This window comes from Lysinibacillus sp. ACHW1.5 (assembly GCF_022014815.1).
In the GTDB taxonomy this organism is placed as follows: domain Bacteria; phylum Bacillota; class Bacilli; order Bacillales_A; family Planococcaceae; genus Lysinibacillus; species Lysinibacillus capsici.
In genome coordinates, this window is sequence record NZ_CP091777.1 from 4178264 (window position 1) to 4202303 (window position 24040).

25 protein-coding genes and 1 riboswitch are annotated in these 24040 nt (G+C 37.4%); of the genes, 3 read left to right on the forward strand and 22 right to left on the reverse strand.

Annotation, left to right across the window (positions count from 1 at the left end):
* The 6 genes from L6W14_RS20945 to L6W14_RS20970 form a co-directional block, all read right to left on the reverse strand.
* Positions 1–1368, reverse strand: coding sequence for an MATE family efflux transporter (locus L6W14_RS20945; protein ID WP_237898812.1), 1368 nt, complete (start codon positions 1366–1368; stop codon positions 1–3).
* A 134-nt stretch (positions 1369–1502) separates the two neighbouring features.
* On the reverse strand, positions 1503–2270 hold the full coding sequence (locus tag L6W14_RS20950; protein WP_237898813.1) for a tyrosine-protein phosphatase: 768 nt from the start codon (positions 2268–2270) through the stop codon (positions 1503–1505).
* A 145-nt stretch (positions 2271–2415) separates the two neighbouring features.
* Positions 2416–3366, reverse strand: coding sequence for an ABC transporter substrate-binding protein (locus L6W14_RS20955; protein ID WP_237898814.1), 951 nt, complete (start codon positions 3364–3366; stop codon positions 2416–2418).
* Positions 3350–3907, reverse strand: coding sequence for a hypothetical protein (locus tag L6W14_RS20960; protein WP_131520910.1), 558 nt, complete (start codon positions 3905–3907; stop codon positions 3350–3352). The genes L6W14_RS20955 and L6W14_RS20960 overlap by 17 nt, the downstream gene beginning before the upstream one ends.
* A gap of 157 nt (positions 3908–4064) precedes the next feature.
* A riboswitch (cobalamin riboswitch) is annotated at positions 4065–4263 on the reverse strand.
* A 124-nt stretch (positions 4264–4387) separates the two neighbouring features.
* Positions 4388–4933 carry a glutathione peroxidase gene (locus L6W14_RS20965; RefSeq protein ID WP_131520911.1) on the reverse strand — a complete coding sequence of 182 codons (546 nt, stop codon included), beginning with the start codon at positions 4931–4933 and terminating at the stop codon, positions 4388–4390.
* A gap of 81 nt (positions 4934–5014) precedes the next feature.
* Complete coding sequence (locus L6W14_RS20970; protein WP_131520912.1) at positions 5015–5569, reverse strand: hypothetical protein; 555 nt, start codon at positions 5567–5569, stop codon at positions 5015–5017.
* A gap of 90 nt (positions 5570–5659) precedes the next feature.
* Here L6W14_RS20970 and ytvI point away from each other — a divergent pair, with 90 nt between their 5' ends.
* Entirely contained in the window at positions 5660–6718 is a 1059-nt protein-coding gene (ytvI, locus tag L6W14_RS20975) for a sporulation integral membrane protein YtvI (RefSeq protein WP_131520913.1), read from the forward strand.
* 161 nt (positions 6719–6879) lie between these two features.
* Here the strand turns inward: ytvI and L6W14_RS20980 are convergent, their stop codons facing one another.
* Entirely contained in the window at positions 6880–8034 is a 1155-nt protein-coding gene (locus L6W14_RS20980; RefSeq protein WP_004231877.1) for a C40 family peptidase, read from the reverse strand.
* 322 nt (positions 8035–8356) lie between these two features.
* Positions 8357–10345, reverse strand: a complete 1989-nt coding sequence (locus tag L6W14_RS20985; RefSeq protein ID WP_131520914.1) for an ABC1 kinase family protein — start codon at positions 10343–10345, stop codon at positions 8357–8359.
* 250 nt (positions 10346–10595) lie between these two features.
* Between L6W14_RS20985 and L6W14_RS20990 the strand changes: the two genes are divergently transcribed.
* On the forward strand, positions 10596–12290 hold the full coding sequence (locus tag L6W14_RS20990; RefSeq protein WP_237898816.1) for an FAD-dependent oxidoreductase: 1695 nt from the start codon (positions 10596–10598) through the stop codon (positions 12288–12290).
* A 39-nt stretch (positions 12291–12329) separates the two neighbouring features.
* Here the strand turns inward: L6W14_RS20990 and L6W14_RS20995 are convergent, their stop codons facing one another.
* From L6W14_RS20995 to hmpA, 11 genes are all read right to left on the reverse strand, one after another.
* Positions 12330–13280: a c-type cytochrome gene (locus tag L6W14_RS20995; RefSeq protein WP_004231872.1), complete on the reverse strand. Its 951-nt coding sequence runs from the start codon at positions 13278–13280 to the stop codon at positions 12330–12332.
* A gap of 234 nt (positions 13281–13514) precedes the next feature.
* Positions 13515–14219: a DsbA family oxidoreductase gene (locus L6W14_RS21000; RefSeq protein ID WP_237898817.1), complete on the reverse strand. Its 705-nt coding sequence runs from the start codon at positions 14217–14219 to the stop codon at positions 13515–13517.
* A 12-nt stretch (positions 14220–14231) separates the two neighbouring features.
* Positions 14232–15008 (reverse strand): sulfite exporter TauE/SafE family protein, encoded by a 777-nt coding sequence (locus tag L6W14_RS21005; protein WP_103118920.1) that lies wholly within the window; start codon positions 15006–15008, stop codon positions 14232–14234.
* 80 nt (positions 15009–15088) lie between these two features.
* Positions 15089–15316 carry a sulfurtransferase TusA family protein gene (locus tag L6W14_RS21010; protein WP_131521045.1) on the reverse strand — a complete coding sequence of 76 codons (228 nt, stop codon included), beginning with the start codon at positions 15314–15316 and terminating at the stop codon, positions 15089–15091.
* Positions 15317–15460: 144 nt separating this feature from the next.
* Positions 15461–16588, reverse strand: coding sequence for an MBL fold metallo-hydrolase (locus L6W14_RS21015; RefSeq protein WP_237898818.1), 1128 nt, complete (start codon positions 16586–16588; stop codon positions 15461–15463).
* A gap of 79 nt (positions 16589–16667) precedes the next feature.
* Positions 16668–17063, reverse strand: coding sequence for a DsrE/DsrF/DrsH-like family protein (locus tag L6W14_RS21020; RefSeq protein WP_016992899.1), 396 nt, complete (start codon positions 17061–17063; stop codon positions 16668–16670).
* A gap of 17 nt (positions 17064–17080) precedes the next feature.
* Entirely contained in the window at positions 17081–17629 is a 549-nt protein-coding gene (locus L6W14_RS21025) for a sulfurtransferase TusA family protein (protein ID WP_237901019.1), read from the reverse strand.
* Between the two features lie 65 nt (positions 17630–17694).
* The gene (locus L6W14_RS21030; RefSeq protein WP_131520920.1) at positions 17695–17994 is read right to left on the reverse strand and encodes a rhodanese-like domain-containing protein; all 300 of its coding nucleotides are present in this window, start codon (positions 17992–17994) and stop codon (positions 17695–17697) included.
* Between the two features lie 12 nt (positions 17995–18006).
* Entirely contained in the window at positions 18007–18348 is a 342-nt protein-coding gene (locus L6W14_RS21035; RefSeq protein ID WP_131520921.1) for a rhodanese-like domain-containing protein, read from the reverse strand.
* Positions 18349–18389: 41 nt separating this feature from the next.
* Positions 18390–18650 carry a metal-sensitive transcriptional regulator gene (locus L6W14_RS21040; RefSeq protein WP_004231849.1) on the reverse strand — a complete coding sequence of 87 codons (261 nt, stop codon included), beginning with the start codon at positions 18648–18650 and terminating at the stop codon, positions 18390–18392.
* A gap of 221 nt (positions 18651–18871) precedes the next feature.
* Positions 18872–20038, reverse strand: a complete 1167-nt coding sequence (gene hmpA / locus L6W14_RS21045; protein ID WP_131520922.1) for an NO-inducible flavohemoprotein — start codon at positions 20036–20038, stop codon at positions 18872–18874.
* A 190-nt stretch (positions 20039–20228) separates the two neighbouring features.
* Here hmpA and L6W14_RS21050 point away from each other — a divergent pair, with 190 nt between their 5' ends.
* Positions 20229–20666 carry an Rrf2 family transcriptional regulator gene (locus L6W14_RS21050; protein WP_048394127.1) on the forward strand — a complete coding sequence of 146 codons (438 nt, stop codon included), beginning with the start codon at positions 20229–20231 and terminating at the stop codon, positions 20664–20666.
* Positions 20667–20714: 48 nt separating this feature from the next.
* Here L6W14_RS21050 and L6W14_RS21055 read toward each other — a convergent pair whose 3' ends face one another.
* From L6W14_RS21055 to L6W14_RS21065, 3 genes are all read right to left on the reverse strand, one after another.
* On the reverse strand, positions 20715–21695 hold the full coding sequence (locus L6W14_RS21055) for a GNAT family N-acetyltransferase (protein ID WP_237898819.1): 981 nt from the start codon (positions 21693–21695) through the stop codon (positions 20715–20717).
* Positions 21696–22219: 524 nt separating this feature from the next.
* Positions 22220–23344: a DUF4179 domain-containing protein gene (locus L6W14_RS21060; protein WP_131520924.1), complete on the reverse strand. Its 1125-nt coding sequence runs from the start codon at positions 23342–23344 to the stop codon at positions 22220–22222.
* On the reverse strand, positions 23316–23906 hold the full coding sequence (locus L6W14_RS21065; protein WP_131520925.1) for an RNA polymerase sigma factor: 591 nt from the start codon (positions 23904–23906) through the stop codon (positions 23316–23318). Before L6W14_RS21065 ends, L6W14_RS21060 begins: the two co-directional genes overlap by 29 nt.
* Positions 23907–24040 lie beyond the last annotated feature (134 nt).

A 24040-nucleotide genomic window follows, 5' to 3' on the forward strand; every position in this document is an offset into this window, starting at 1 on the left:
CTATGCCTCCTTTTTGTCGTTCGGTGATACAAGAGCATAACGCTCCCATTTACGACTTTTCCATCTAAAGTATACGATAATCGCCCGCACCCATTCATCTGCTGAAATGGCTAGCCAAATTCCGACCAAGCCCCAATCCAATACAAAGACAAATAAATAGCCAAGCGGCAGGCTCATGCAAACCATTGATAGAAAACCAATTTTCACAGGGAATCTAGCATCCCCAGAAGCGCGTAAAGAGTTAATGACCACGATATTCATTGTGCGACCAGTCTCTAGCAAAATACTTAATGCTAACACGGATGCCCCAATCTTAATGACTTCTGGATTATCAGTAAATACCTGCATAAGTGGCTTACGGAATAGCGTAACGACTGCGAGCATAATAATCGTAAAAACAAATGCTGCACGAACACTTTTCCATAGCTGATGATACGCCTCATCTTTTTCTCCTGCACCTACATGACGACCAATAATAATGGCTGTTCCTGTACCAATGGCAATTGCAAATAAATATGTAAACATCGAAATATTCATAGCATATTGTCGTGCTGCTAGTGTTTCTGCTCCTAAGTATGTCGCATAATATAAAAAGATGATTTGGCAAAATTGATAAAGTACCTGTTCAAACGCAGATGGTAAACCAATGTTTAGTATTTTCCTCACATATTCCTTTGAATACTCAAAATAATATTGTAACTTTACGCGCACTTCCATTACCTGAAACAGTAACCAGAAAAATACTAGGACAGCTAATCCGCGACTAATGACAGAGGAAATAGCCGCTCCTTTCACACCAAGCTCTGGTAAACCTAAATTCCCAAAAATAAGACCGTAGTTTAGCACAACATGTAAGACGTTCATGCCAAGTGAAACGTACATAGTTTGTTTTGTCCAACCATGTACACGAATAATTGCAGCGAGTGCATTAATAATAGCCTGTAAGAAAATAAAACTCCCAATGATGGCTAAGTAACTTTGTGCATAGTGGAGTACTTCTCCCTGCAAGTTCATCATTGTCATTAAATGTCTCGCAAAGAAGAAAAATAAAATACTCATTAAAAGCCCCACGACCAAATTCATCGTGACCGCTAACGCCGAGATCTTGGCTGCTTCAAAAAAGCGTCTGGAGCCTAAATACTGAGAAACAACAATAGATGCACCATTGCCCACTACCTCCAGAATCAAGATGGCAATATGGATATATTGATTGGCTGCACCTACTCCTGATACAGCATTATCCGATAAAGCACTGAGCATAAAAGTATCGGCTAGTCCCATCAACATAAATAGAAAAACCTCTAAGAAGATCGGCCATGTTAAATGGAATAGACTTAACTTATTTGTCTCTTTAATTGTGTCTGCCAATACTTTCACTTCTCCTATTTTTTCTTAAAAATCTATTGTATCTTATCACAAATATTCAGACTGTAAAGAGATTTATAGGAAGACAGCGCTTCCACATAAAAAATCCCTCTCACATCGTGTGAAAGGGTCCATTTTTAAATCAAGCAATAGGATTGTAATTGCTCTCGTTTTTCAATTGTTAGGCCAAATTCCTGCTCTAAAAACCCAGTCTTAGAACCATAGCGACGATCCATCGCATCCAATGCTGCTTGTAAATAGTCTTCACGGGCGGACATTAATGCATAAAATTGCAGTAGTTCTTGCTCATTATACTGATGCTGAATAGCCTGAGCCATTCTTTCTACCATCGGACGTAAATGTATATTAGTATCTAAATAGTCCTCCATGATAGTCTCCTCAGGTACATCTAAAGCTAGTAAAATAAGTGCTCCTCCAATACCCGTTCGGTCCTTACCAACTGCGCAATGATGGACAAGACCTAGATTATTAGGATTTTGAATCGTTTGCATTAACTCTTTAAATGAAAGATTGTTAAAAGGCATTTGTGCATAAAAATCCCGAAACATCTCAGGGCTTACCACTTTATAGAAATCTCTACCACCAGCATTGGTAGGCATTTCAAAAGCATGATTACCCTTCGCTGGGATTTGTATATATTGAGCATACGAGAACACTGGGTTAGGATTATGATACGCCTCATTGTTATCGCGATAATCAAAAATGGTTTTAATCCCTAATGTTTCAAATAGCTCTTTATCTGCCAGTGTCATTTTTCCAAGAGCAGCTGAGCGGTAAAATAAACCTTTTTTTACCCTACGCCCATCTTTTGTCTTATATCCACCCATGTCTCGGAAATTATAGACTGCCTCAAATGGAATTACCTTTGTCTCTAATTGCTCCAATCACTACACCTCCTAAGATTATTAAGCATACTTACTTTTATTTTAAAGAACAAACTACATTAATTCCAATTTTCACGCTAGGTAATAATTTAAACCACATAAAAAATGCTAGCTGAATGGCTCACAGCTAGCATGGAAACATTTCTTATTTAAATAATTCGGGGTACACAGCTTTCGCTACTAATTCTACAGCTTCACCAATACGCGGACCAGGTCGATTAGAGATATCTGTATCGATGGACAATACCGCTTTGTTTTGAATAGCTGTCACAGTATTCCAACCATCTCGTTCAAGAATTTCTCCTATTGGATCTTCTGTATCGTTTACTGTTGTTAAAATAACATCTGGATTTTTCGCAATAACATCTTCCTCATTCACTTTTGCCCAGCTATTCAAGTCAGAAAAAACATTATTAACATTAGCTGCATCTAATATTTCTTGCTGGAAAGTGCTAGAGCCTGCTGTATATATGTCTGGCTTAGGGCTAACCTCTAAATAAACATTTTTCGGCGTTTTTACGTCCTTCACCTTCGTTTGTACTTCAGCAATTTTCGCCTTGATCTCTTCATTTAATTTATTTCCTATATCAGCAACATCCATCACAGCAGCAATTTGTTCGATATCTCCATAAACATCATCGAAAGTTGTCGCAGATTGAATAACAAACACTTTAATTCCTGCGTCCTCAAGCGGCTTTAGGGCATCCTTATCACCGATTGTATAAGCAATGACAACATCTGGCTTTAACGCTATAATTCTTTCACTGTTAAAGTTCGTAGTATCAGAGACACGTTCAATTTTTTGTGCTTCCTCTGGATAAGTATCGTACTCAGTTGCTCCTACAATTTTATCGCCAACACCTAAAGCAAACAAAATTTCAGTATTACTTGGTTGTAAAGATACAACTGTTTTTGGTACTTCTTTAAACTCTATTTCCACTCCACGGTCATCTGTCACTTTATAGCTTGTTTTCTCTGCGTGTTGTGTATCTTGCGAAGCATCTTTATTTTTTGTATCTTCAGCAGTGCCACAGCCTGCTAATACCAGTGCAAGTAAGAGCACTGATAGCCATTGGAAATTAAATACTTTCTTCATTGTTATTCTCCTTTTTCTTTTTCATTGGGTAGGATTTACTAATAAACGGTATTTCAGCTATTCCAGCTTGCTGATTCATAAAAACAGCCATGACAAAACATACATTAGCTAATAAACCAAGGTAATCGAAAAGAATAGCAGGAACCTCTCGTTCTTCTGATACTTTGTGTAAAGTACGATATGATTTTTTTGCTTCACTGCGACAAAGATGTAAGGCTGCAGCGGCCTCTGTTCCTTGAGGTAAAACAAAACTTTGAATCTCTTCCTTCACATGGCGAACGTAAAAATCATAACGCTCACTTAACCAAGATAAATCCTCTTCAGTTACTGCTAATTTCCCACGAACTGAGCCATTCACATGATACGCCATAGGTAACATAAGCAATAAATCCTCAGCAACGACTTGAACATCCTCTTTTTTTACCGCAGCTAATGCAACTCCTAGATGTGTTGTAAGGCTATCTGTTCGAATTTCAAAATCGACCGTTGAAGCTTTCTCACGCATAAATGGATAACAAGAATAACGGGCATCTTTTTTCACTTGCTTCCCCCCTATTTTCTATAATGAAAAATTCTTATTTGAAAGGCATAAAAAAGTCGCTCCTTTTTGCAAAGGAACGACAAAAATAACATAATGAGCCATCAAACTGGACAAAGCCTATGTATTTGCCGTATATCCTCCTAGCTTCCGAGAAGTTTTTATACGTTCAAATAAAGGTCGGTCTCCTGGCTTGTACAGTTCGTCACATGAAACGAATGTGTTATAAAGGACCTTCCCATCTTCTTTGAGACAGTGGTAAATCTTTATAATGGCTGCACTTACAGTTGCGGAAACAGCTCCGGTTTTTCACCGGATTCCCGATTATGCTAATTAGCACCTTTATTCTGCAAGAATATTTCATTTGTAAAGCAGTTTATCATATATGCTTCAGAAAAAATAGCTGTACTCAGTTTTAAAATATAGCAATATTTCTACTTGAAGAGAAAACCCTAACAAATTTTTACATTATTAAGAAATTTACTATAATAGTGTTTCAATTGCTTTTTCAATATCGAGCTGTGAATCTGTTGGTTCAAAGCGTGAGACGGTCTTACCATTAGCATCTACTAGAAATTTTGTAAAGTTCCAGCGAATATTACGACCATCTAAAAAGCTTGGGGCAAGTTGAACAATTGCTTCTGCCAACATTTTCTCCTGCATACTTGCCTTCCCAAACTCTCGGTAATCCACTTCATGCTTTAAATAATTAAAGAGTGGATGGGTAGCCTCTCCATTTACCTGTACAAGCTCAAAAATCGGGAATGTGACCCCATAGTTTACCTTGCAGAGATGCTTAGTTTCCTCCCCATCTTCAGGATTTTGATGGCCAAATTGATCACAAGGGAATCCAAGAACTACAAAATTCTCTTTTCCATATTTATCATACATTTTCTGTAAGTCTTCAAATTGATATGTAAATCGGCATTGGTTTGCCGTGTTAACAATTAACATTGTTTTTCCACGATATGTTTCCATCGATAAAATTTCGCCATTAGGCTTCCGAACTAGATAATTATAAATGCTCATGCCATAATCCCCTTTTTTCATTCATTATAGTTGACTATTCTACCGCTCATCAAAGAATTTGCACAAAAAAACACCACCTCGCTACTTTGAACGGATGGCTGACTTATACTTCTTTTTATATTTAGCATCTTGTTCTTCATTAATTAAACGATGGGCAATATCTAATAATTTCGAGTCATTTGTTTGATCATATAGCTTTTTAAATGACATAATAATATCCTGACGAATAAGAGATGGCTGTTTTTCATCTATACATGTTTGAAATCTTTTAGCTAGATACGATACAACCAAATCTCTTTGTACTGGACCCGCTTGTCCAATTTTCCAAATTGCTTGTAATGCATGCCTTGCTGTAGCAGATTGCTCATCGTAAGTCACAGCCCAAATCTTTAAAAAATCCTCCAAGACCCTTTCTTCTGGATCACTTTTTGCAGCTAAAGCGCATAAAATTTGTGCAGCACGTGCACGAGAATAACCATTATTGTATGTAAGTGCTTTTACTAGCTGTTCCCAAACTGCATATGTCCAATCTACAGGTTCCTGCATAATTTTCATTAATTCCTCGTAAGATTCATATTGAATATCGCGATCATGCTCTGTTAAATTACTAAAAAGTTGCAAAATCTCTTTTTCCATAATTCATCCCTACCTTTATTGATTCAGAACGTAATAAAATTTGATTTATGGTACACTTAACTTAATTTTTTTCGCAAAGAAGGTGAGTTTATGAATAAATTTAATGCTAGGAAATTGATTTTTCGGTTGATTGTGATTATATCCCTACTTCTAGCTGCGTATTTTGTTATCCCAGTGTCCATGCCTTTAATCCTTGCTGGGATTAGTGCATTTTTCTTAGAACCACTTGTCATGTTCGTTAAACGGAAATGGAAAATGTCACGGAAAATAGCAGTTGCTTTTATTTACATAGTGAGTGTAATAGTTATATCTATTATTTGTTATCTGTCCATTACCCAAATAATGACACAAATAATTTTACTGTCTAAGCAAGCTCCCTATTATATTTCCAAGCTATCAGATATGTGGCTTCATATGCAAGAAAATATTTCTAAATATACAGAAGACTTTCCACCTGAAGTAAGTGCTTCGCTTCAAAAAACCACAATGGATTTCATAAAGAAAGTTGAAGAATCCTTTTTAAGCTTCTTTAATTATAGCAAAGTTTCTGCCTTCTTTTCAGAGATACCCAGCCTATTCATCAGTCTTCTCGTTTATATGATTGCGCTATTCCTATTTATGCTTGATTTGCCTAAGTTAAAGCAAATCACTTATAAATATTTAAAGCCCAATACAGCAAAGAAGATAAAAATTATTTTAAATCGCTTAAAAGATGCAACACTTGGCTATATGAAGGCTCACTTATTTGTAAGCTTTATTATTGGAGGCGTCACACTCATTGGACTGCTATTAATCCAACCGAAATACGCAGTAACAATGACGATTATTATCTGGTTAATAGATATTGTACCATTCCTAGGTTCTATCATTATTCTAGCGCCATGGGGACTTTATCACCTATTGATGGGAAACACCTCTATAGCTGTAAAATTATTCATCTTAGCTGCTATTTTACTTATTATTCGTCGAGTAGTCGAGCCTAAATTAATGGGAGACCATATCGGTTTATCCACTTTACCAACATTAATTTCCATGTTCATAGGTCTACAGTTATTTGGTATTATCGGTTTACTTGTCGGCCCATTCGTTATTATTTTCTTTATAGCGTTGAAAGAGACAGGTGTCATCAAAGTAAATTTTAAAATTTAATATCCATCTAGTATGCAGGAAAATCTCTTTTCAAGAATAGAAGTTGTCGTCTTGTTTCTTTGAAAGAATAGCATTCTAAAAACAAAAAAGGCCATCTTTGTATATTTTTCTCTACAAAGATGACCTTTTTCTTATCTCAACCGTCTATATAATAGTGAGGCCTATTGAATACGTCCAAAGCCTACTAAGTATTGATTCCACCAATCAAGTGATTCAATTACGACACCATTGTTTTGAGCGTCGATCATTGTGTTATTACCTAAATAAATACCTACGTGTGCTACCCCTGAACCATAGCTGAAGAACACTAAGTCCCCAACGCGTGCTTCACCTGCTGAAATGCGTTGTGTTGCTAAATATTGTTGTGATGCTGTACGAGGTAAAGAAACACCCGCTTGCTTATATGACCATTGTACAAGACCTGAACAGTCAAAGCCTGTCGATGGGTTGCTACCACCCCAAACATAAGGGCGTCCTAGGAATTGTTTAGCTGTAGAAATGGCATCTCCTGAAGAAACAGTGCCAGCTCCTGACCCAACAATAATTTTTTGTGGTTCGCCTCCACCATTATTTTGAGTTGCTTGTATAACTGGTGTAGCTGCTTGAAGTGCACGTAAACGAGCTGCCTCTTCTTCAGCTGCTTTACGCTCAGCTTCTAAACGTTCTTCTTCTTGTTTCGTTGCAATTTCAGCTTTTAATGCAAGTGATTTCGCTTCGTTCTCAGCTTTCTTCACTTCCATTTCGCTTTCTTTTTGCTGAAGCTCTTGGAATTGTTTTTGAAGTTCCTTTTGTTTTTCATCTAATGTAGCTTTTTGTTGCTCTAAGCTTGCTTTATCTGCTTCCTGTTGATCTACTAATTCTTGGTCAGCATCCATTAATGTTTTTACCGCTACGACACGATCCATTAAATCTGCAAAGCTTTTTGCCTCAAGCACTACATTTAAATAAACACCTACAGTGTTGTCCTGTGCTTGGTATGCAGCCATACGCTCACTTAAAATTTTTGAACGTTGCTCGATACGTTTTTGTGTTTCAACAATACTAGCATCCACTTCTTTAATATCTGCTTGTACTTGTTTAAATACCTTTACTTTTGCGTCGATCTCTTGTTGTAGTTTCGTTAGTTCTTCTTGTAATTTTTTAATTTGTGCATCTATTTCAGCCTTTTTCTCAATCATTTGTTGAGAAGTTTCTTCGGCATGTACTTCTGTTGGTTGAATTGTATTAAATAATAAGCCGCCAGCTAGTGCTAATGCTAGCACCATCGACTTACGCCATTTGTTACGCTTAGCCACGTTACCTTCATTTCCCTTCATCTATCAATTTCGCTCTCGATATTCTATGTAATCACTTGAACGATTTCTATTTTAATCAAATGTTCTTATATTTATTTTAGCCTTTTAAAGTTTAGCATTTTCTACATAACTTTTATACTATTTCATGTCTATTTAATACATTAGTAAAACTCGAAATAATTCTGTAACATTCGCACTTAAACTACATTATTCTACAAAACACATTTTTCTTCTACACAAAGAAACTATTAGCTAATTCGACATTAGACCTAACAGATCTTTTGTAATGTTTTTGTAATATTTCTAGGTGCCAAAGAAAAAAGGTAGGGAAAAAATTCCCTACCTATTGCTTCATCGACCTTAAGGCTTGTATAGATAATCTCACTAACAAAATAGCACATAAAAATAAACCTAAATATGCCGCTGTGTTCAAATAGACCGCATAAGAATCGTGGATAAATTGTGAAATAGCTAAAAGAGCGACAGATATAATACCAAAAGTTATACCCACCAGCAGCAAAACAAATTGAGAAAACAAATGTGTAATAAAACGTGAATTATGTTCATCCGAAAAGACATCATGATGTAAAATGATTTTTCCGCTCTCAACTCGCTGAATGAGCTGATCGACTCTTCTAGGCATTTTACGTAAAGTCGGTATTAGCATAGATAATTCTTCTTGCAGCCGCTCCTTAGTTGCCATCGGTTCTTTAAAAGGCTTAAGGAAAGAGGCACGCATATATGTAGCAGAAAAATCCTTTGCCTCAGTAAAGATATCAAAACGTGGATCTATTACCCGTAATGTGCCATCTAACGTCACTAAGGAACGGAGAGCTAATCCTACTGCTGGATAAAATGCAAGTCCAAAATCTCTTACCACTGTAAATAGCGCGTGAATTAATTCTTCAGTTGGTATACGGTCAACATAGGAAATTTTCAGTAATATTTGGTCGATTGCCTGCTCCATTTTCGCACGTTCTGCATGATCAGCATTTTCCACCAATAATGTTAAACCATCATATAAAACACTTGAATCATTTAGTTGAATGCCCATCAGAAATAACTTTAAGCCTTCTTGCTGTGTTGCACCTAAACGTCCTACTGCGCCAAAGTCAAGCAAGACTGGTGTGCCATCTGTTTCATCTATGTGGATATTTCCTGGATGCGGGTCTGCATGAAAAATACCAGAGAATAGCATCTGCTCAAAAAATGAATAGAGTACGGTTCTTGCAAACTGCCTACGATCAATAGACAAGCGATTAAATTCAGATGCCCCATCTGCCACACTTTGTCCACGAATATACTCCATCACAATAACATTTTCATTACTGTAAGGCGTAAAAATTTTAGGAATGCGAACCTTGTAATCACTTTTCGCCAAAGCATTCTTCACCTGTAGCGTATTACGTACCTCAATATCTAAATGAATCTCCTCACGTAACCCATCTGCAAATCCCCCAGCCAACTCTCGAAAGCCCAATGATTCTGCCCAGGTTGATTTTGTGGATAGCCAATTAGCAAATTCCTCTAAAATTTCAAGGTCATCGCGCATAATTCCCTTTACTTCTGGACGCAATAGCTTGACTACCACCTCTTCATAATTTTTAAGCCTTGCTTTATGCACCTGGCCAATAGAGGCTGCTGCAATGGGTTCCATTTGAAATTGGCTAAATATTTCGTCCATTGATTGCGGAAGAGACCTCTCTAAAATTTGTTTCACCTGCTCCTCTGATAAAGGCCTTACTCGGTGTTGAAGTCTTTCTAATTCATCAATAAAAATAGGTGAAAAAAGCTCTTTTCGTGTGGAAAGCACCTGGCCAAATTTGATGAAAATCCCACCACATTGTTCTAACGTTGCGCGCAAAGCAATTGCAAGCTCTTTTTCATTTTCTCGTTGCCTCGCATATTTAATCGTTTGTACGACACCGTTTGTAACAGCAATTTTTAATACCTGACGCAGGCGTTTCTGCTGTCGCCAATAGCTACGCAATCGTAGTATTAAAGATTTTTGGCCGTGACGGCGATCTCCATTTGTAATACCACTCGGGTCAAAAAGCTCAAATACCAAATAAAGCAACATCGAAATTAGTAGCATACTACCGATCCAAATCAGTGTGCTTACCTCGGTTACTGTTTGCATCATCGTTTCTGATAAAAAATCTGTATGGCGCAGATAAGAATACCAATACACAAAAGAGGTTAATGTCACACTAATAACAACTGACAGCACTCTTCGTACAAAATTGATATTCGAGCCAATTAATCGTCCACTCACAATATAAATCAAACCCGATACTATGAGGATTTGGGTTAAAAATTTCAAAAAGATCAACAGTTTCACCCCCTGTGCCATTTCCATTTCCTACTACCGTTAGTATAGCAAATTTGTGCACCAACTTTCTTGAAGAAGGAACACCACAGAAAATTTATTAATTTTGCACCTTGATAATATACCCTCTAGGGTATATTATTTATTTGTAGTATTTAAACTACATAATCTACTTACTTATAGAAACGAAATCTTTATTTATAAGCTTTCAAATACCCCATCATGTATTTACTAAGAAAAGGAGTGTTTACATTTGAGTAAAAAATTTTTAGTAGTTGGCGGCGTTGCAGGTGGTGCATCCACAGCTGCTCGTCTTCGTCGTCTAGATGAAAAGGCAGAAATTATTATATTTGAAAAGGGGCCGAATGTTTCATTCTCTAATTGTTCTCTCCCCTTCCATTTAAGCGGGATTGTTGAAAATAGCGACAAATTAATTTTAATGACGCCTCAAGGCTTCCAAACAAAATACAATATAGAGGCTCGTGTTCAGCAGGAAGTTGTACGTATTAACAGAGAGCAAAAAACCATCACCATTAAGGATTTAAAAACGAATAGAGATTATGAGGAAAGTTACGATACATTAATTTTATCCCCAGGAGCAAGTCCTATCGTCCCTGACTTAGAGGGCATTCAATCTAAGCACGTCTTTACTATTAGAAACGTGACTGATATCGACCGTTTAAATCGGTATCTACAAGCAGATAATGTACAGGATATTGCCGTAGTCGGCGGAGGCTTCATTGGTGTAGAGGTAGCGGAAAATTTGAAGCTAGCAGGCTATAATGTATCTCTAGTTGAATTCGGTCAACAAATTATGACCCCTTTTGATTATGATATGGCTCAAATCCTACACAAGGAAATGACTGATAAAGGGATTCAAGTTATTGTCAATGACGGTCTTGCAAAGGTTACACCAAATAATGTGACGTTGAACTCAGGCAAACAATTGAAAGCACAAGCAGTCGTATTAGCAATTGGCGTTCGACCTGAAATCCGCTTAGCCAAAGAGGCCGGGCTAACAATTGGTGAACTCGGAGGTATCCAAGTTGATGCAAATTACGTGACGTCTGATCCTTCCATATATGCTGTGGGAGATGCGATAGAAGTATTCCATCAGCTTACCCATAAACAGACGCGCCTTGCTTTAGCCGGTCCCGCTCAACGACAAGCACGTGCAGCAGCTAATCATATGTATAACATCCCTCATCACAACAAAGGAGTCATTGGATCTTCAAGCGTACAAATTTTCGATCTCGTATGCGCGACAACAGGTTTGAACGAAAAAACAGCCCTAGCAAATGGCTTTCAAGCAAAAAGTGTTTATTTGATAGCTCCCGACAAAGTAGGACTAATGCCTAATAGTCATCCACTTCACTTTAAGCTTGTTTATGAAACACCCACAGGTAAAATACTAGGGGCTCAAGCAATAGGCAAAGGTAATGCAGATAAGAGGATTGACGTAATAGCTACCCTCATCACCATGGGTGGTACTTTAGAAGATTTAAAGGAGCTAGAGTTATCCTATTCCCCAATGTTTAGCACTGCCCGTGATATCGTTAATTTGGCAGCTCTTGTAGCTCAAAATCTATTACACGGACACTTTAAGCAGGTAAAAGTTGATGAAGTGAGGGAACTCATTGAAAATCAAGCCTTTTTCTTAGACGTTCGTGAAAAAAATGAATTTGAATCAGGTCATCTCATCAATGCACACAATATTCCTCTAAGTGAACTTCGGGTAAGAATGGATGAAATTCCGAAGGATCAAGCAGTGTATGTGCATTGCCGATCTGGTCAACGTAGCTATAATGCTGTTATGGCCCTTCAAAATAGCGGTTTTTCTAACGTCTTTAATGTAAGTGGGTCATTCCTAGGGATTTGCTTATATGAATATTTTACAGATATCACAACAAACAGAGACAAAATAGTAACTGCTTATAATTTTAAATAAATTAAAAGGGATGCCAATTATCAGCATCCCTTTTCTACGTTAGTTTGTAGACAAAACTTTTTCCCAGTCAATCGTACCATTTTTAACTTGTTCACGTTTTTCCTTAGTCATGATGTCATTTGGACGTCCGCCTTTTGGCCAGTCTTTTTCATGGTTTGCCCACTCTGGACGATCTTGCGATAAAATAAAGGCAGCTAAATCTGCAGCTTCTTGATCTGTTAAGGTCCCCGCTGCACCTATCGGCATATTATTTTGAATATAGCCAGCCATTTTTGACATACGTGCCATGCCTGCGCCATCATTAAATGAATTATCTCCCCATAAAGCTGGGCCAGTATTAGCACCAGTTCCTGCGCCATCAGCTGCATGACAGGCTATACAGGACTGTGCATAAAGCTCCTCACCATCTGCAACATTTGGAATCGGCACATTCTTCATATCACTTGTGCCCGCCCATTCACGTTTTGCTCCAATCGGAACACCTTCAGAAATATAAGCGAAATACGCCACCATAGCCTCTAGTTCATCACTATTCATTTCGAATTTTTTACCATTCATACTCCGAACCATACAGCCATTAATCCGTTCTTCTATTGTAACTACACCACCTGAGCGTCCAATATACTGTGGATAATTTGCCATTACACCTACTAATGATGAGGCTTGCTCGTCATAGCCAGCACCGGCATGACAGCTTGTGCAAGATAATTGGTTGCCCACATATTCATCTGCCGCAACATGTGTGTTATTAACAAGTTCATAGCCCGTTAATATTGCTTCTTTCATTGGACCATCTGGTACTTCTTCAATACTTGGTGGAGCATAGACCACTGACTGAGCAGCTGCTGTTGTTGGTATTTGTGTTTGCACTGTCGCTTCTTTCTCACTCACATTCGAATCAACTGTAATTTTGTCACTGACAAACGTCCCAACAAAAATGGCGCCTGCTAACAGTACTGTTCCTGCTACTCCTGCTACTATAGGTTTCATCTATAATACCCCCCTTTGTATTCACACTTATATTTTAGCAACATAACAATTTATTGGATGTGATTTTTCTCACACTACCATAAAATAGAACCATTTAGATGATAAAAAAGGATAAATTATACATTTAATTTTGTTCTATAACACAGAAAACAAGACTTAATACCTCTTGCAGTATTCATTTGTTCGAAAAAAAAGCGTCAAGTACACATACGCACTCGACACCTTTAAAGACTTTTATAGTTTACACTGTCCATCAGCACATACCGATTCTTCATTACCATTTATCATTATCGTTGGCTGAATACCAGCTATTTCTGCAGCTTGATGCAAAGTTCGCACAAACACTTCATTCGGTTCAGCCCCTTTAATACCATAACGATTTTCAAATACAAAGAACGGAACACTTTGCACGCCAAGTTGCTGTGCTTCATAGCGATCCTTGTCTAGCTCTTCACTAAAATCAGTTGAAGCTAATATTCCCGCTGCAACTTCTCTATCCAAATCTAATTGCGCAATAACTTTTAATAAGAACTCATCTTTATTCAAATCTTCACCATCTTTAAAATAACCAGCCATTAGTGCTTCCGTATAAGCTGTCGCTTTACCAAATTGCTGCGTCCATTTAGCTAAACGATGAGCCTTTTCTGTATGCGCTGTTTTCATCTTAGCAAAATCATAATGCAAACCAACTTCCGTTGCTCTCGTAGCTATACCCTCGACCATATCTTTCACTTCTTCTAGCGTGACATCATACTTTTTAGCCAGCGCCTCATAAAAAGAGGGTGCATTCACTTTCGGGATATCTGGGCCTATTTGAAATGCTTTATATTCTATTTCCACTAATCCTGTATAGCCTGCGATGCCAATCGCCCGTTCCAGTTCTCGCTTGCCAATATAACAAAATGGACATGTAAAATCAGAGAAAACTTCAATTTTCATTACCATACCCCCTTATAATATATCCATCCAAATTTTAATAGCTGTTGCTAATATAAGAACCGCTAAAATAATTTGTAGGAATTTAGTATTTAACTTGCCCCCTATTCTCGCACCTAGAGGAGCAGCTATTAGACTAGCTACAATCAAGATGAGCGCTGGATAATATTCCACTTGCCCAGTCATTAATTTACCAATAGTTCCTCCTATTGAGGAGATAAACGTAATAGCAAGGCTTGACGCAATGGTCATACGAGTAGGGATTCCTAAGACCACAAGCATGATTGGTACTAATAAAAATCCACCAGCTGCCCCTACTATCCCGGAACCGATACCAACAACGAAAGCTAATAGGGCCGACAATGGTTTATTAAATGTAACAGCCTGCATCGGTTTATCATCAATTTGCTTTTTCGGTATGAACATCATCACAGCTGCAATCAATGCAAGGATTCCATAGACCATGTTAATACCAGACTCAGATAAAAATTTTGAACCGAAGCTACCCACAAAGCTTCCCGCTAATATGGCGCTCCCCATATAGATAATGAGTGATTTATTTAAATACCCACCTTTACGATAGACCCAAACACCTGAAAGAGCAGCAAAAAGCACCTGAATCGCACTTATTCCTGACACCTCATGTGCCGAAAAGGCCGCAAATCCTAGTAATGGCGGTATATATAGTAGCATCGGGAAATTAATGATGGCACCGCCAATACCTAACATCCCTGATACAAATGAACCGAGAAAACCAATAAGTAAAATGGTTAAGATCCATGCAATATCCATTTAGTTTTCCTTCTTTCTGGCTGTATTCAACAAAAGGAAAGAAGGGTTGTTCTACTGTAATAGACAACCCTCAATCAGCCCTATGCTTTCTGAATGAAAAATGTAATAACGTCAGCCTCTTCAGATTGATCTAAAATGATATGACCTCCTGCTTTTGCCCAAGCAGGAATATCCGCTAAAGCTCCTTTATCTGTCACCTGAACTTCTAAAACTTCCCCAGACTTTAGGGTATCCATTGCTTTTTTTGTCTTCACAATAGGCATTGGACAAGAAAGGCCTTTTGCATCTAGTTGTAAACTTGATTTCATCATATTCTCCTTCGACTCGGCAAAAGTTGTAAGCGATTTTGCCGGTTCTTCTTGTTTTATATCTTCATGAAGGATGAGCGCCTTCAATTCACGAAATTTACATATAATCAGCATACATGCATACTCATTGCACTTTAGCATGTTTTATCGTACTGCACAGCGATTTGGTCCAATTTCCATTTCTGTTTGCTCATCTAACGCAGGTGTGATTTTCCCCATATTCACCTGACGAATTTCCTGATAAGCATTTGGTTGTGGAGGTAATTCATCTGTTACTACACGTCTAAATTCTTCTTCATCTTGAATATTTAATCCATGGTTTTGTACAAATAAATCCCCTAGTCGTCTAGCAACCGTCCCATCTTCATTCAGCTCATCAATAATCATAAAATGTGCTGGTAAGACAATAAGTTCATCAGACAATTCTCGATAACGCTTGTAAAGCGTGTCTCGTAAATCTCCAACCCAGTCATCAGCAAGGCCAGCTAAATCAGGACGTCCGATTGAATCGATAAATAAAATATCTCCTGTTAATAAATATTTGCTGTCAACAACAAATGAAGTAGAGCCTATCGTATGACCAGGAGAATAGATAGCTCCTACATCTATTTTTGATGCACCGATTTGAACAGTCGTTCCATCAACTAATGGTGTATAGTGGAACATAACTTCCTCAGCGTCCTTAGGTGGCAAATAATAGGTTGCGCCTGTCATCTCTGCAATATGGCGCCCACCTGAAATGTGATCAGCATGTAAGTGTGTATCAAAAACATGTTTAATTTGGACATTTTTATGTTCTGCAAAGTTAATAAACACATCTGTAAAACGTACAGCATCAATAATAGCTGCTTCACCTTCAGAAAGGACCATATAAGACAGACAACCCTTTCCTAAGCGCACAAACTGATAAAGCTCACCACCGCCTGTTAAATCACCTACTTTAATTGGCTCTAAATATTCACTCCAGGATTTCATACCTCCAGCTAAATAGGCAACCTCAATACCTGCCTCAGCTAACATTTCAGCAACCATTAAAGACGATCCTTCTTTAGCACAAACGACTAATACATCTTTATCAGTTGGGATATTCGGTAAAATATTATCAATACCATCTAACAGTTCAAAATACGGTATATTTAAGTACTCAAAACGATGTCCATCGATTTTCCAATCTTCGAATGCATCCGCATTACGAACATCTAAAATAAACAACTCTTCATTGTGAATAACCTTTTTAGCTACTTGTGACGCGCTCCATTTTTGAATTGACATCTCTTTTACCCCCATCGGTATTATTTTTATGTTTTTTATAGCGGAGAGGGGTGCCCTCTCCGCTTTTATAGGTAGGTCACTAGAATGTAAGTGACGGTGCTGCGTCTTTCGCGAATTCTAGGAACGTTACGGCTCCTCCAACTTCAATACCCTCTATGAAATCTTCAGTAGTTAAACTCATAACATCCATCGTCATTTGGCAAGCAATAAATTTCACACCTAATTCTTGTGCCATTTCCACTAATTGAGGAATAGCTGGCACATTTGCTTTTGTAAACCCTTCAGCATAGTGTTCTGCTCCAGCTGGCATTGGTAATGCATGCATACCTTGCTTATGAATTAGGTTCAAACCTTCAAATGTAAAGAAGATAGCTACCTCTTTCTCAGAAGCTGCCGCAGCTGTTGCGATATTAAATACCTTGTATGCATCAAATAAACCACCGTTACTTGCAATGATTGCTACTTTGTTCGACATAATAAAATTCCTCCAATTTAAATGTTTTTTGTTAAATCACCTGACCAGGATGTCATACCTGGTAAGACGTTAAATACTTTCGTAAAACCACGTGAAGCCAGCTTTTGCGCAGCCATGTCACTGCGTTTTCCAGTACGACAAATAACATATATCTCCTGCTCTTTATCAAGCTCAGAAAGTCGTGTCTCCAGTTCGCCCATTGGTATCGATTTTGCTCCCGCAATATGCCCAAAAGCGAATTCCGCTTCCTCACGTACATCTAGAATTATTCCATTACGACTTGTGATTTGCTCTAAATCAATTGTTTGATCAAACGTCATTTCTTCTATTTGGTCGTTTGTACATTTACGAATATAGTGTTTCAGTACACCATCATCTTCTAAAGTACCAATATACTGATGACCTACAGTTTCAGCCCATGCCGCAATATCAGCTTTTGACCCTTTATCTGTCGCAGCTACTTCTAAAATTTGACCATCTACTAAATCAGCCATCGCTTTTTTGGTTTTCACAATCGGCATCGGGCAAGAAAGACCCTTGGCATCTAGCTGAAAATCCGCCTTCATACTTTCCATAACCTCCACATACCTGTAAGGGTATTATTTTATTCAAAAAAAATATAGATATAAAACTATAACTGTACTTTGCCCTCCCAAGCTAACATACCACCAGTCATGTTAGTTACATTAAAACCATGACTTTCTAATAGTTGAGTAGCCCGAGCACTTCGTCCACCTGATCGACAAACCATAATATACGACTCCCCCCTATTCAATTCATGTAGTCGAAACTCTAATAAACCTAGCGGGATATGAATAACGCCTGGGATGTGACCAGCCTCTACTTCATCTACCTCTCGCACATCAATAAGATTCAGCTTCTCTCCTTGCTCCATCGTTTGCTGAACTTCTCTGGCTGTAATTTCCTTCATTTTTTTCTCCTCCTAGTATGCACTCATTCCACCACGAACATTAGAAACACGCTCAAAGCCTTGCTTTTTCAGTTGCTTACAAGCCTGACTACTTCGCATGCCACTCTGACAAATAACTATGATCTCTTTATCCTTCGGAAGATTTTCAAAGCTTGATCCAAGCGGAACATTTTTAAATTGCGAGATATGCCGACCTTTATACTCAGCAGGCGTGCGTACATCGATAAATAGCTTATCCTTATCATTCAGCATATCTTTTAATTGGGTTGTAGAAATTGATTGAACGCCTTTCGCTGGCTTCATTCGCCAAACGAAAAAGGCTGCCACAAGCGCGATAATAATCCATATTTCCATATGATCAGTCCTCCTTTTTATACAATTATGGGTATATCAAGTTATCGACTTTTCACGACCAAATCCATCGCCTCTTGGATAGCAGCATTCATTTTTTCAGCATTACCTTCAGCAGTCGATACACAATCTAATAAATTTTCACTTACAATGACACCGATCGTCCGGTCAACAGCAGAACGCACGGCAGATAGCTGTGTAATCACATCTTTACAACTTTGATCTTCTTCCATCATGCGTAAAATACCCCGCATTTGACCTTCCATACGTTTCACACGATTTGCAGTGTTTGAACCATACGCCATTCTGTTTTGCCCCCTTTCAAACGATAGCTTCAACTTCCTTACGAGATTTATATTATACCCCTATAGGTATATTGTCAATATAAAGCTTCAATCTTTTTTTTAATGCTGCACTTGCGAGTCACAATGTTCTGCCTATTGCTTTAACCTCAACTATCTGCTTCCTTATTATTTCAACAAAAAACCCTGCTACGAGTTATTACTCATAGCAGGGAGTTTACTTTTTATTTAGCTAATTGCATGGCTGGTCCAAAGAATTCATAGTGAATTTTTTCATCTTTCACGCCAATTTCCTGTAAATTTTTAATAACCGCTTCCATAAAGCCTACAGGGCCACATACATATACATCTGCATTATCAGCTACTTTTTCAGCCAGCAATTCTTTTGTAATAAGCTTGTCTTCATCAGAGTATAAAGCTGTATAGGATGCATTCGGTAATACGTTTACTTTCTCTTGAATGTCATCACTGAATGCTACAACCTTCTCATTACGAGCACATTGGATAAAGTTCACTTCATTCACTGCATTATCATTTAAAGATTGCAGCATACTGTTTAAAGGTGTTACACCGATACCGCCACTTACAAATGTAATTGGTGCAGCCGTTTCTTCTAACACAAATAATCCGGCTGGAGCACTTACATCTACCAAATCTCCAACTTGTAAGTGATCATGAATATAATTTGACACTTTACCATTTGGCGTATGGTCACTTTCACGTTTCACCGAAATACGATAGCCATCTTCTGCACTCGCTTGTGAAAGTGTATATTGACGGTTCATTAAATACTCTTCTCCTGGCACTTTCACTCGAATAGAGATGTATTGACCTGGTTCATAAGTTGGTAGTGGTGATCCATCTTCATTAACAAAATAAATAGAAGTTACTAAGTCACTTTCTACAACTTTTTTTGCCACTTTTAATGGTTTAAATAGACGCCAACCACCATTGTTCTCAGTTTTTTGGTATAACTCTTCTTCTACTTGAATGAAAATATCTGCGATAACGCCATAAGCCTCGGCCCATGCACCAATAATGTCATCAGTTGCTGCATCACCAAGTACTTCTTTAATCGCTTTTAATAAGTTTTCACCCACGATTGGGTAATGTTCAGGTAAAATTCCTAAACTACGGTGTTTATGTGCAATAAGCATTACTGCTGGTAAAATCGCTTCTAAGTTTTCAATATGAACTGCTGCAGCGTAAACAGTATTAGCTAATGCTGTTTGCTGGCGGCCTTGTTCTTGGTTCGTGTGATTAAAAATATTTAGTAATTCTGGATGAGCTTGAAACATATTTTTGTAAAACGTCTTTGTGATTTCAACACCATGAACTTCTAATACAGGTACTGTTGCTTTAATAATTTGAATTGTTTCTTGTTTTAACATATCGCTTACCATCCTTTCGTGATTACAATATAACGCTTTCATTCTCTTAAAGCAATATATAAAATACATCTTTAACAAAATAGACATATTTGATGTATTCTAAATACATCTTTAAAAATAGGTTGAAGATATTATACTTCAATGTAAAAATGCTATAATTATTATGAATTATAGAAAGTAGGGTGTTCGGATGCGCTTAACTTTATACACGGACTACTCTCTGCGCACGCTTATTTATTTAGGCGCAAAGGAAGATGGTCAATTATCAACTATTCAAGAGATCTCAGATGCTTATAATATATCGAAAAACCATTTAATGAAGGTGACACACCAGCTTGGATTATTAGGTTACATTGAAACAATTCGTGGACGCGGCGGTGGAATTCGCCTTGCTATCGATCCAAAAACCATTACCATCGGTGAAATTGTTCGTCATACAGAAGAGGATTTTCATCTTGTAGAATGTTTCGATAAAGAAAATAACCTATGTAAAATAGCTCCAGAATGTCAATTAAAGGGTGTACTGTATGAAGCTTTGCAAGCCTATTTGAAAGTATTAGATCAATACACCTTGGACGATTTCCTTCATTCTAAGGAAAAATTAATGGCTCTACTGCTCGGTAAATAAAAATACCCGCTCAACATTTGTTGAACGGGTATTTTTTTATGAAATTGCCTATAATTGCTTTGTAAAGAAAATCATATCCAATGCACGAATACCATTTTCATAAATTGGTTCTGGGTAATGACTAAAGAAATCCTTTTCAATAGCCTCCATGCGAAAGCCTGCTTTTTGATAAAAAGCAATATTATCAATACTTGAGTTCGCTGTTCCAACCAATACTACCTGATAGCCTTCCTTACGGCATTTTTCAGTAAGTTGTCGCAAAATCTCTTTGCCTATTCCCTTACCTTGATACTTGGCTTCAATAGCAATATTCTTCAATTCAATTGTAGTATCAGTTTGAGGAATGACTAATGCCACTCCCACCAGCAGTTCCCCACAATTAATTTTATATAATGTACCCTTATCTAAATATTTCCGAACCGCCACCTCACTCTCATCCGCTAATAAAAGCTGAGGTAAAAAGGCTTCTCGGTTTCCTTCTACCTTTTCTAGGGATGTTCGATAACGGACATAATCTTCTCGTTCAAAAACATTCAACACACATGGTTGCTTTTCCTTCACTTCTAACCACAAATGCTCCTCAGGATAATCTTGTTCCACCCCTACTCGAACAAAAGGGAGCTTTTCTTGGGCTTTTTGTGAACGGATATTAACCTTTCGGGCTCCTGCAAAAACACGTGATAATCCCAACTCAAAAAACGCAATATCTAAAATAGCCGTTTTTGCTTCAAGATTATAGCCCTTCCCCCAAAATTGATAGCCAAGCCAAGAGCCGATATGACAGCTCTTTTTATGATGGTCTATAAACATCAGAGATGTAACACCTATGACTTGCCCCTCCTCATTTAAAACCACACGAGGAACGGTTTTACCTTCTTCTTCATCTATACGTTCACGCTTAATAAAATGAATCGTGTCTTCTACCTTGCCGGCAGGTAAGCCAAGGGCATCACGAACCTGCGGCATAGAAGACAACGCATGCATAGCCTCGGCATATTTGATATCGTGTCTCACTAAAGTTACCGTCATCTTCTATTCTCCTTTATTTCTGTTAACAATACATTTTCTTTATTGTAAAGCTTACGAAAAACTTTTTCATCGATTGGAATATCCATAAGACGTAATAATCTTTGTAGCCTTACAAACTACTTTAAATAAAGGCAACAAAAACTACAACCAAACGAGTTATAAAAAAGTTTACTTTATTAATACTTTCATTATTCCTTTCTATAAAAGATCAACTGTATTTTATGCATTACTCACTTTGCAACATTTCATTATAAAACACCTATTGTAAAATATACGATATTTACCATTAAATTCATAACACGTTATTTTTATAACGTTATTATTTATTAGAATTTAATTCAAAATGTTGACTCTAGAATCGCATTGAATGGTCATCATTGGTCAATTGCGCAAGGAGAGAGAGTTGTCAATGTAGGGAACGCTGTAGTACAAGCACTACTTGTACTTATTATTTTTATATAAGAGGATAGTTTGAAGTACTAAAAAGTAAAGAAAGTGAGCTTTGCCTCACTTTCTTTACTTTTTTATTCTTTTGAGTTAATTGGTATTGTTATTTCTAGCTCTGGAATGTATTGAATCTTGGGGTCTCCGTTTTCATCCAGTTGGTATGATCCCTCATCGTCATAAAGATGAATATACGGTTTCATTGTAATAGCTTTCGGTACGGTTTCAAATGGATGTACCCGTAGATCCATGATGAAATCACTATTTCCTTTATTTGTCTCACGTCTACCATTGCCATGAATTAGTTTTAGTTCATGCCCTTGTTCATCATAAACTTCGATACTTATTCCTTCCCGGAAATCGACAGAAGTTGTTTTATCAAGCAAGGCTATTCTTGTTGTAATACTAGTTGTTATGGGAGTTAGCACAATTTGTTCAATAGTAAACTGATTATTTTTGTATTTTCTACTTATATTAGGTTGTAGGTTTACATAGTTTCCAATATCACTCACTGGAATATCCATTTTAAAAGGTTTAGAAACCCCATTTATTGTAGCAGAAAATGTCAAATTAAATTGCTTTGGAAAAGGACTTCCACCTTGGTTTTTCAAATCTGCAAATTCAAGAATGGCGGAATTCTTATCCTTACTTGGTTGTCCAAAAACACTACTAAAATTGGTGTGATTCAATGGTTCACCATTTAGTAAAAATTCAATATTACTGATTTGCTCTGATAAACTTTCTTTGGCATTTTCATCTTCCTTATGATGGCGTTCGATCCCAATTGCAACACGTGTACCGTCATACACTACTTCTGTTACATTTAATGTAAAGCCTTCATGCGTAACGCTTATATTCAATTTTGTTGAGAGTCCCTTTTCATCTGCGGCGTGTAGACCAAGATCCCTTGTAAATTTAAAAACAGATGATAATAAAGGCACTTCTTTCATCGCCGCAGCCATCGTTGGTGAAATTAAACCTGTAATAATAATCAAACTAACAATCATTGCTGCGGAGACTGTAATCATCATGATTCTTTGACGTAAGTTCTTACGAGCTTTAAATTTTTCAGACTGCTTTGTATCACGGCTGCTTTCATATTTGTCCATTGTCCGATTTACTATATCTACTTCAACAGGTGTTTCCCGAATAAATCTTTCTATCTGAGTTAACTCCTTATCCTCCAATTTTGAACGAGTGTCCATAAATATCCCCTCCTAACATATTTTCCTTCATCAATTTTTTCCGTAATCGTTCATACTTTTTTCTTACTGTAGCTGCTTTCAAATCCATAATGGCAGCAATTTCTTCAAAGCTATACTCTTCAATAGAACGAAGCAGTAAAATTCTTTTTTCATCTACATGTAAGTTTTCCAGTAGCCTATGTACCATTTCATCATATTCAGGCATTGGTGTCTGTGTCTGCTTCACCTGTTCCTGCTTCAGATTTAGCCAAAATTTATAGCCCTTATTTTTTGCTTTTATGACATCAATACAATGGTGGTGAGCGATTTTATAAAGCCAAGCTGATAAGGATACTGTATAAGAAAATTTATGAATATTTTCTAATCCCTTAATAAAAATATCTTGCGAAGCATCCTCCGCCTCCTCTTTAGTTCCTAGCATATAGTAACAATAAATATAAATTTGCTTTTGAAAACAACGAATGATTTCTGCATAGTCATGCGTGTCCCCTGATTGAACTTGCTCCACGATTGATTGAATATCTATATCAGCTCGCTCTTTTGATGGTTCTCGTGTAGTCAATGTTGTCCCCCCTCTCCAATCTATATAACTGAAATTATTAGAAGTTTGTGACACTAGATAAAAAATCTTAAAAATATTATTGAATGTCATCGAGTTACTTGGAGAAATCTTTTATATCTTCCCTTCCTCGCCTA

Bases quoted from the DNA above. Each gene is read 5' to 3' on its own strand.
- L6W14_RS21020 (WP_016992899.1), bottom strand. From the start codon at position 17,063: ATGTCGAACAAAGTAGCAATCATTGCAAGTAACGGTGGTTTATTTGAT.
- L6W14_RS21015 (WP_237898818.1), bottom strand. From the start codon at position 16,588: ATGTCAATTCAAAAATGGAGCGCGTCACAAGTAGCTAAAAAGGTTATT.
- L6W14_RS21000 (WP_237898817.1), bottom strand. From the start codon at position 14,219: ATGAAAATTGAAGTTTTCTCTGATTTTACATGTCCATTTTGTTATATT.
- L6W14_RS20955 (WP_237898814.1), bottom strand. From the start codon at position 3,366: ATGAAGAAAGTATTTAATTTCCAATGGCTATCAGTGCTCTTACTTGCA.
- L6W14_RS21060 (WP_131520924.1), bottom strand. From the start codon at position 23,344: ATGGACACTCGTTCAAAATTGGAGGATAAGGAGTTAACTCAGATAGAA.
- L6W14_RS21010 (WP_131521045.1), bottom strand. From the start codon at position 15,316: ATGAAATCAAGTTTACAACTAGATGCAAAAGGCCTTTCTTGTCCAATG.
- L6W14_RS20995 (WP_004231872.1), bottom strand. From the start codon at position 13,280: ATGAAACCTATAGTAGCAGGAGTAGCAGGAACAGTACTGTTAGCAGGC.
- L6W14_RS20980 (WP_004231877.1), bottom strand. From the start codon at position 8,034: ATGAAGGGAAATGAAGGTAACGTGGCTAAGCGTAACAAATGGCGTAAG.
- L6W14_RS21050 (WP_048394127.1), top strand. From the start codon at position 20,229: ATGCGCTTAACTTTATACACGGACTACTCTCTGCGCACGCTTATTTAT.
- L6W14_RS20970 (WP_131520912.1), bottom strand. From the start codon at position 5,569: ATGGAAAAAGAGATTTTGCAACTTTTTAGTAATTTAACAGAGCATGAT.
- L6W14_RS21030 (WP_131520920.1), bottom strand. From the start codon at position 17,994: ATGAAGGAAATTACAGCCAGAGAAGTTCAGCAAACGATGGAGCAAGGA.
- L6W14_RS21035 (WP_131520921.1), bottom strand. From the start codon at position 18,348: ATGGAAATATGGATTATTATCGCGCTTGTGGCAGCCTTTTTCGTTTGG.
- ytvI (WP_131520913.1), top strand. From the start codon at position 5,660: ATGAATAAATTTAATGCTAGGAAATTGATTTTTCGGTTGATTGTGATT.
- L6W14_RS20965 (WP_131520911.1), bottom strand. From the start codon at position 4,933: ATGAGCATTTATAATTATCTAGTTCGGAAGCCTAATGGCGAAATTTTA.
- hmpA (WP_131520922.1), bottom strand. From the start codon at position 20,038: ATGTTAAAACAAGAAACAATTCAAATTATTAAAGCAACAGTACCTGTA.
- L6W14_RS21040 (WP_004231849.1), bottom strand. From the start codon at position 18,650: ATGGCGTATGGTTCAAACACTGCAAATCGTGTGAAACGTATGGAAGGT.
- L6W14_RS21055 (WP_237898819.1), bottom strand. From the start codon at position 21,695: ATGACGGTAACTTTAGTGAGACACGATATCAAATATGCCGAGGCTATG.
- L6W14_RS21005 (WP_103118920.1), bottom strand. From the start codon at position 15,008: ATGGATATTGCATGGATCTTAACCATTTTACTTATTGGTTTTCTCGGT.
- L6W14_RS21025 (WP_237901019.1), bottom strand. From the start codon at position 17,629: ATGAAGGCGGATTTTCAGCTAGATGCCAAGGGTCTTTCTTGCCCGATG.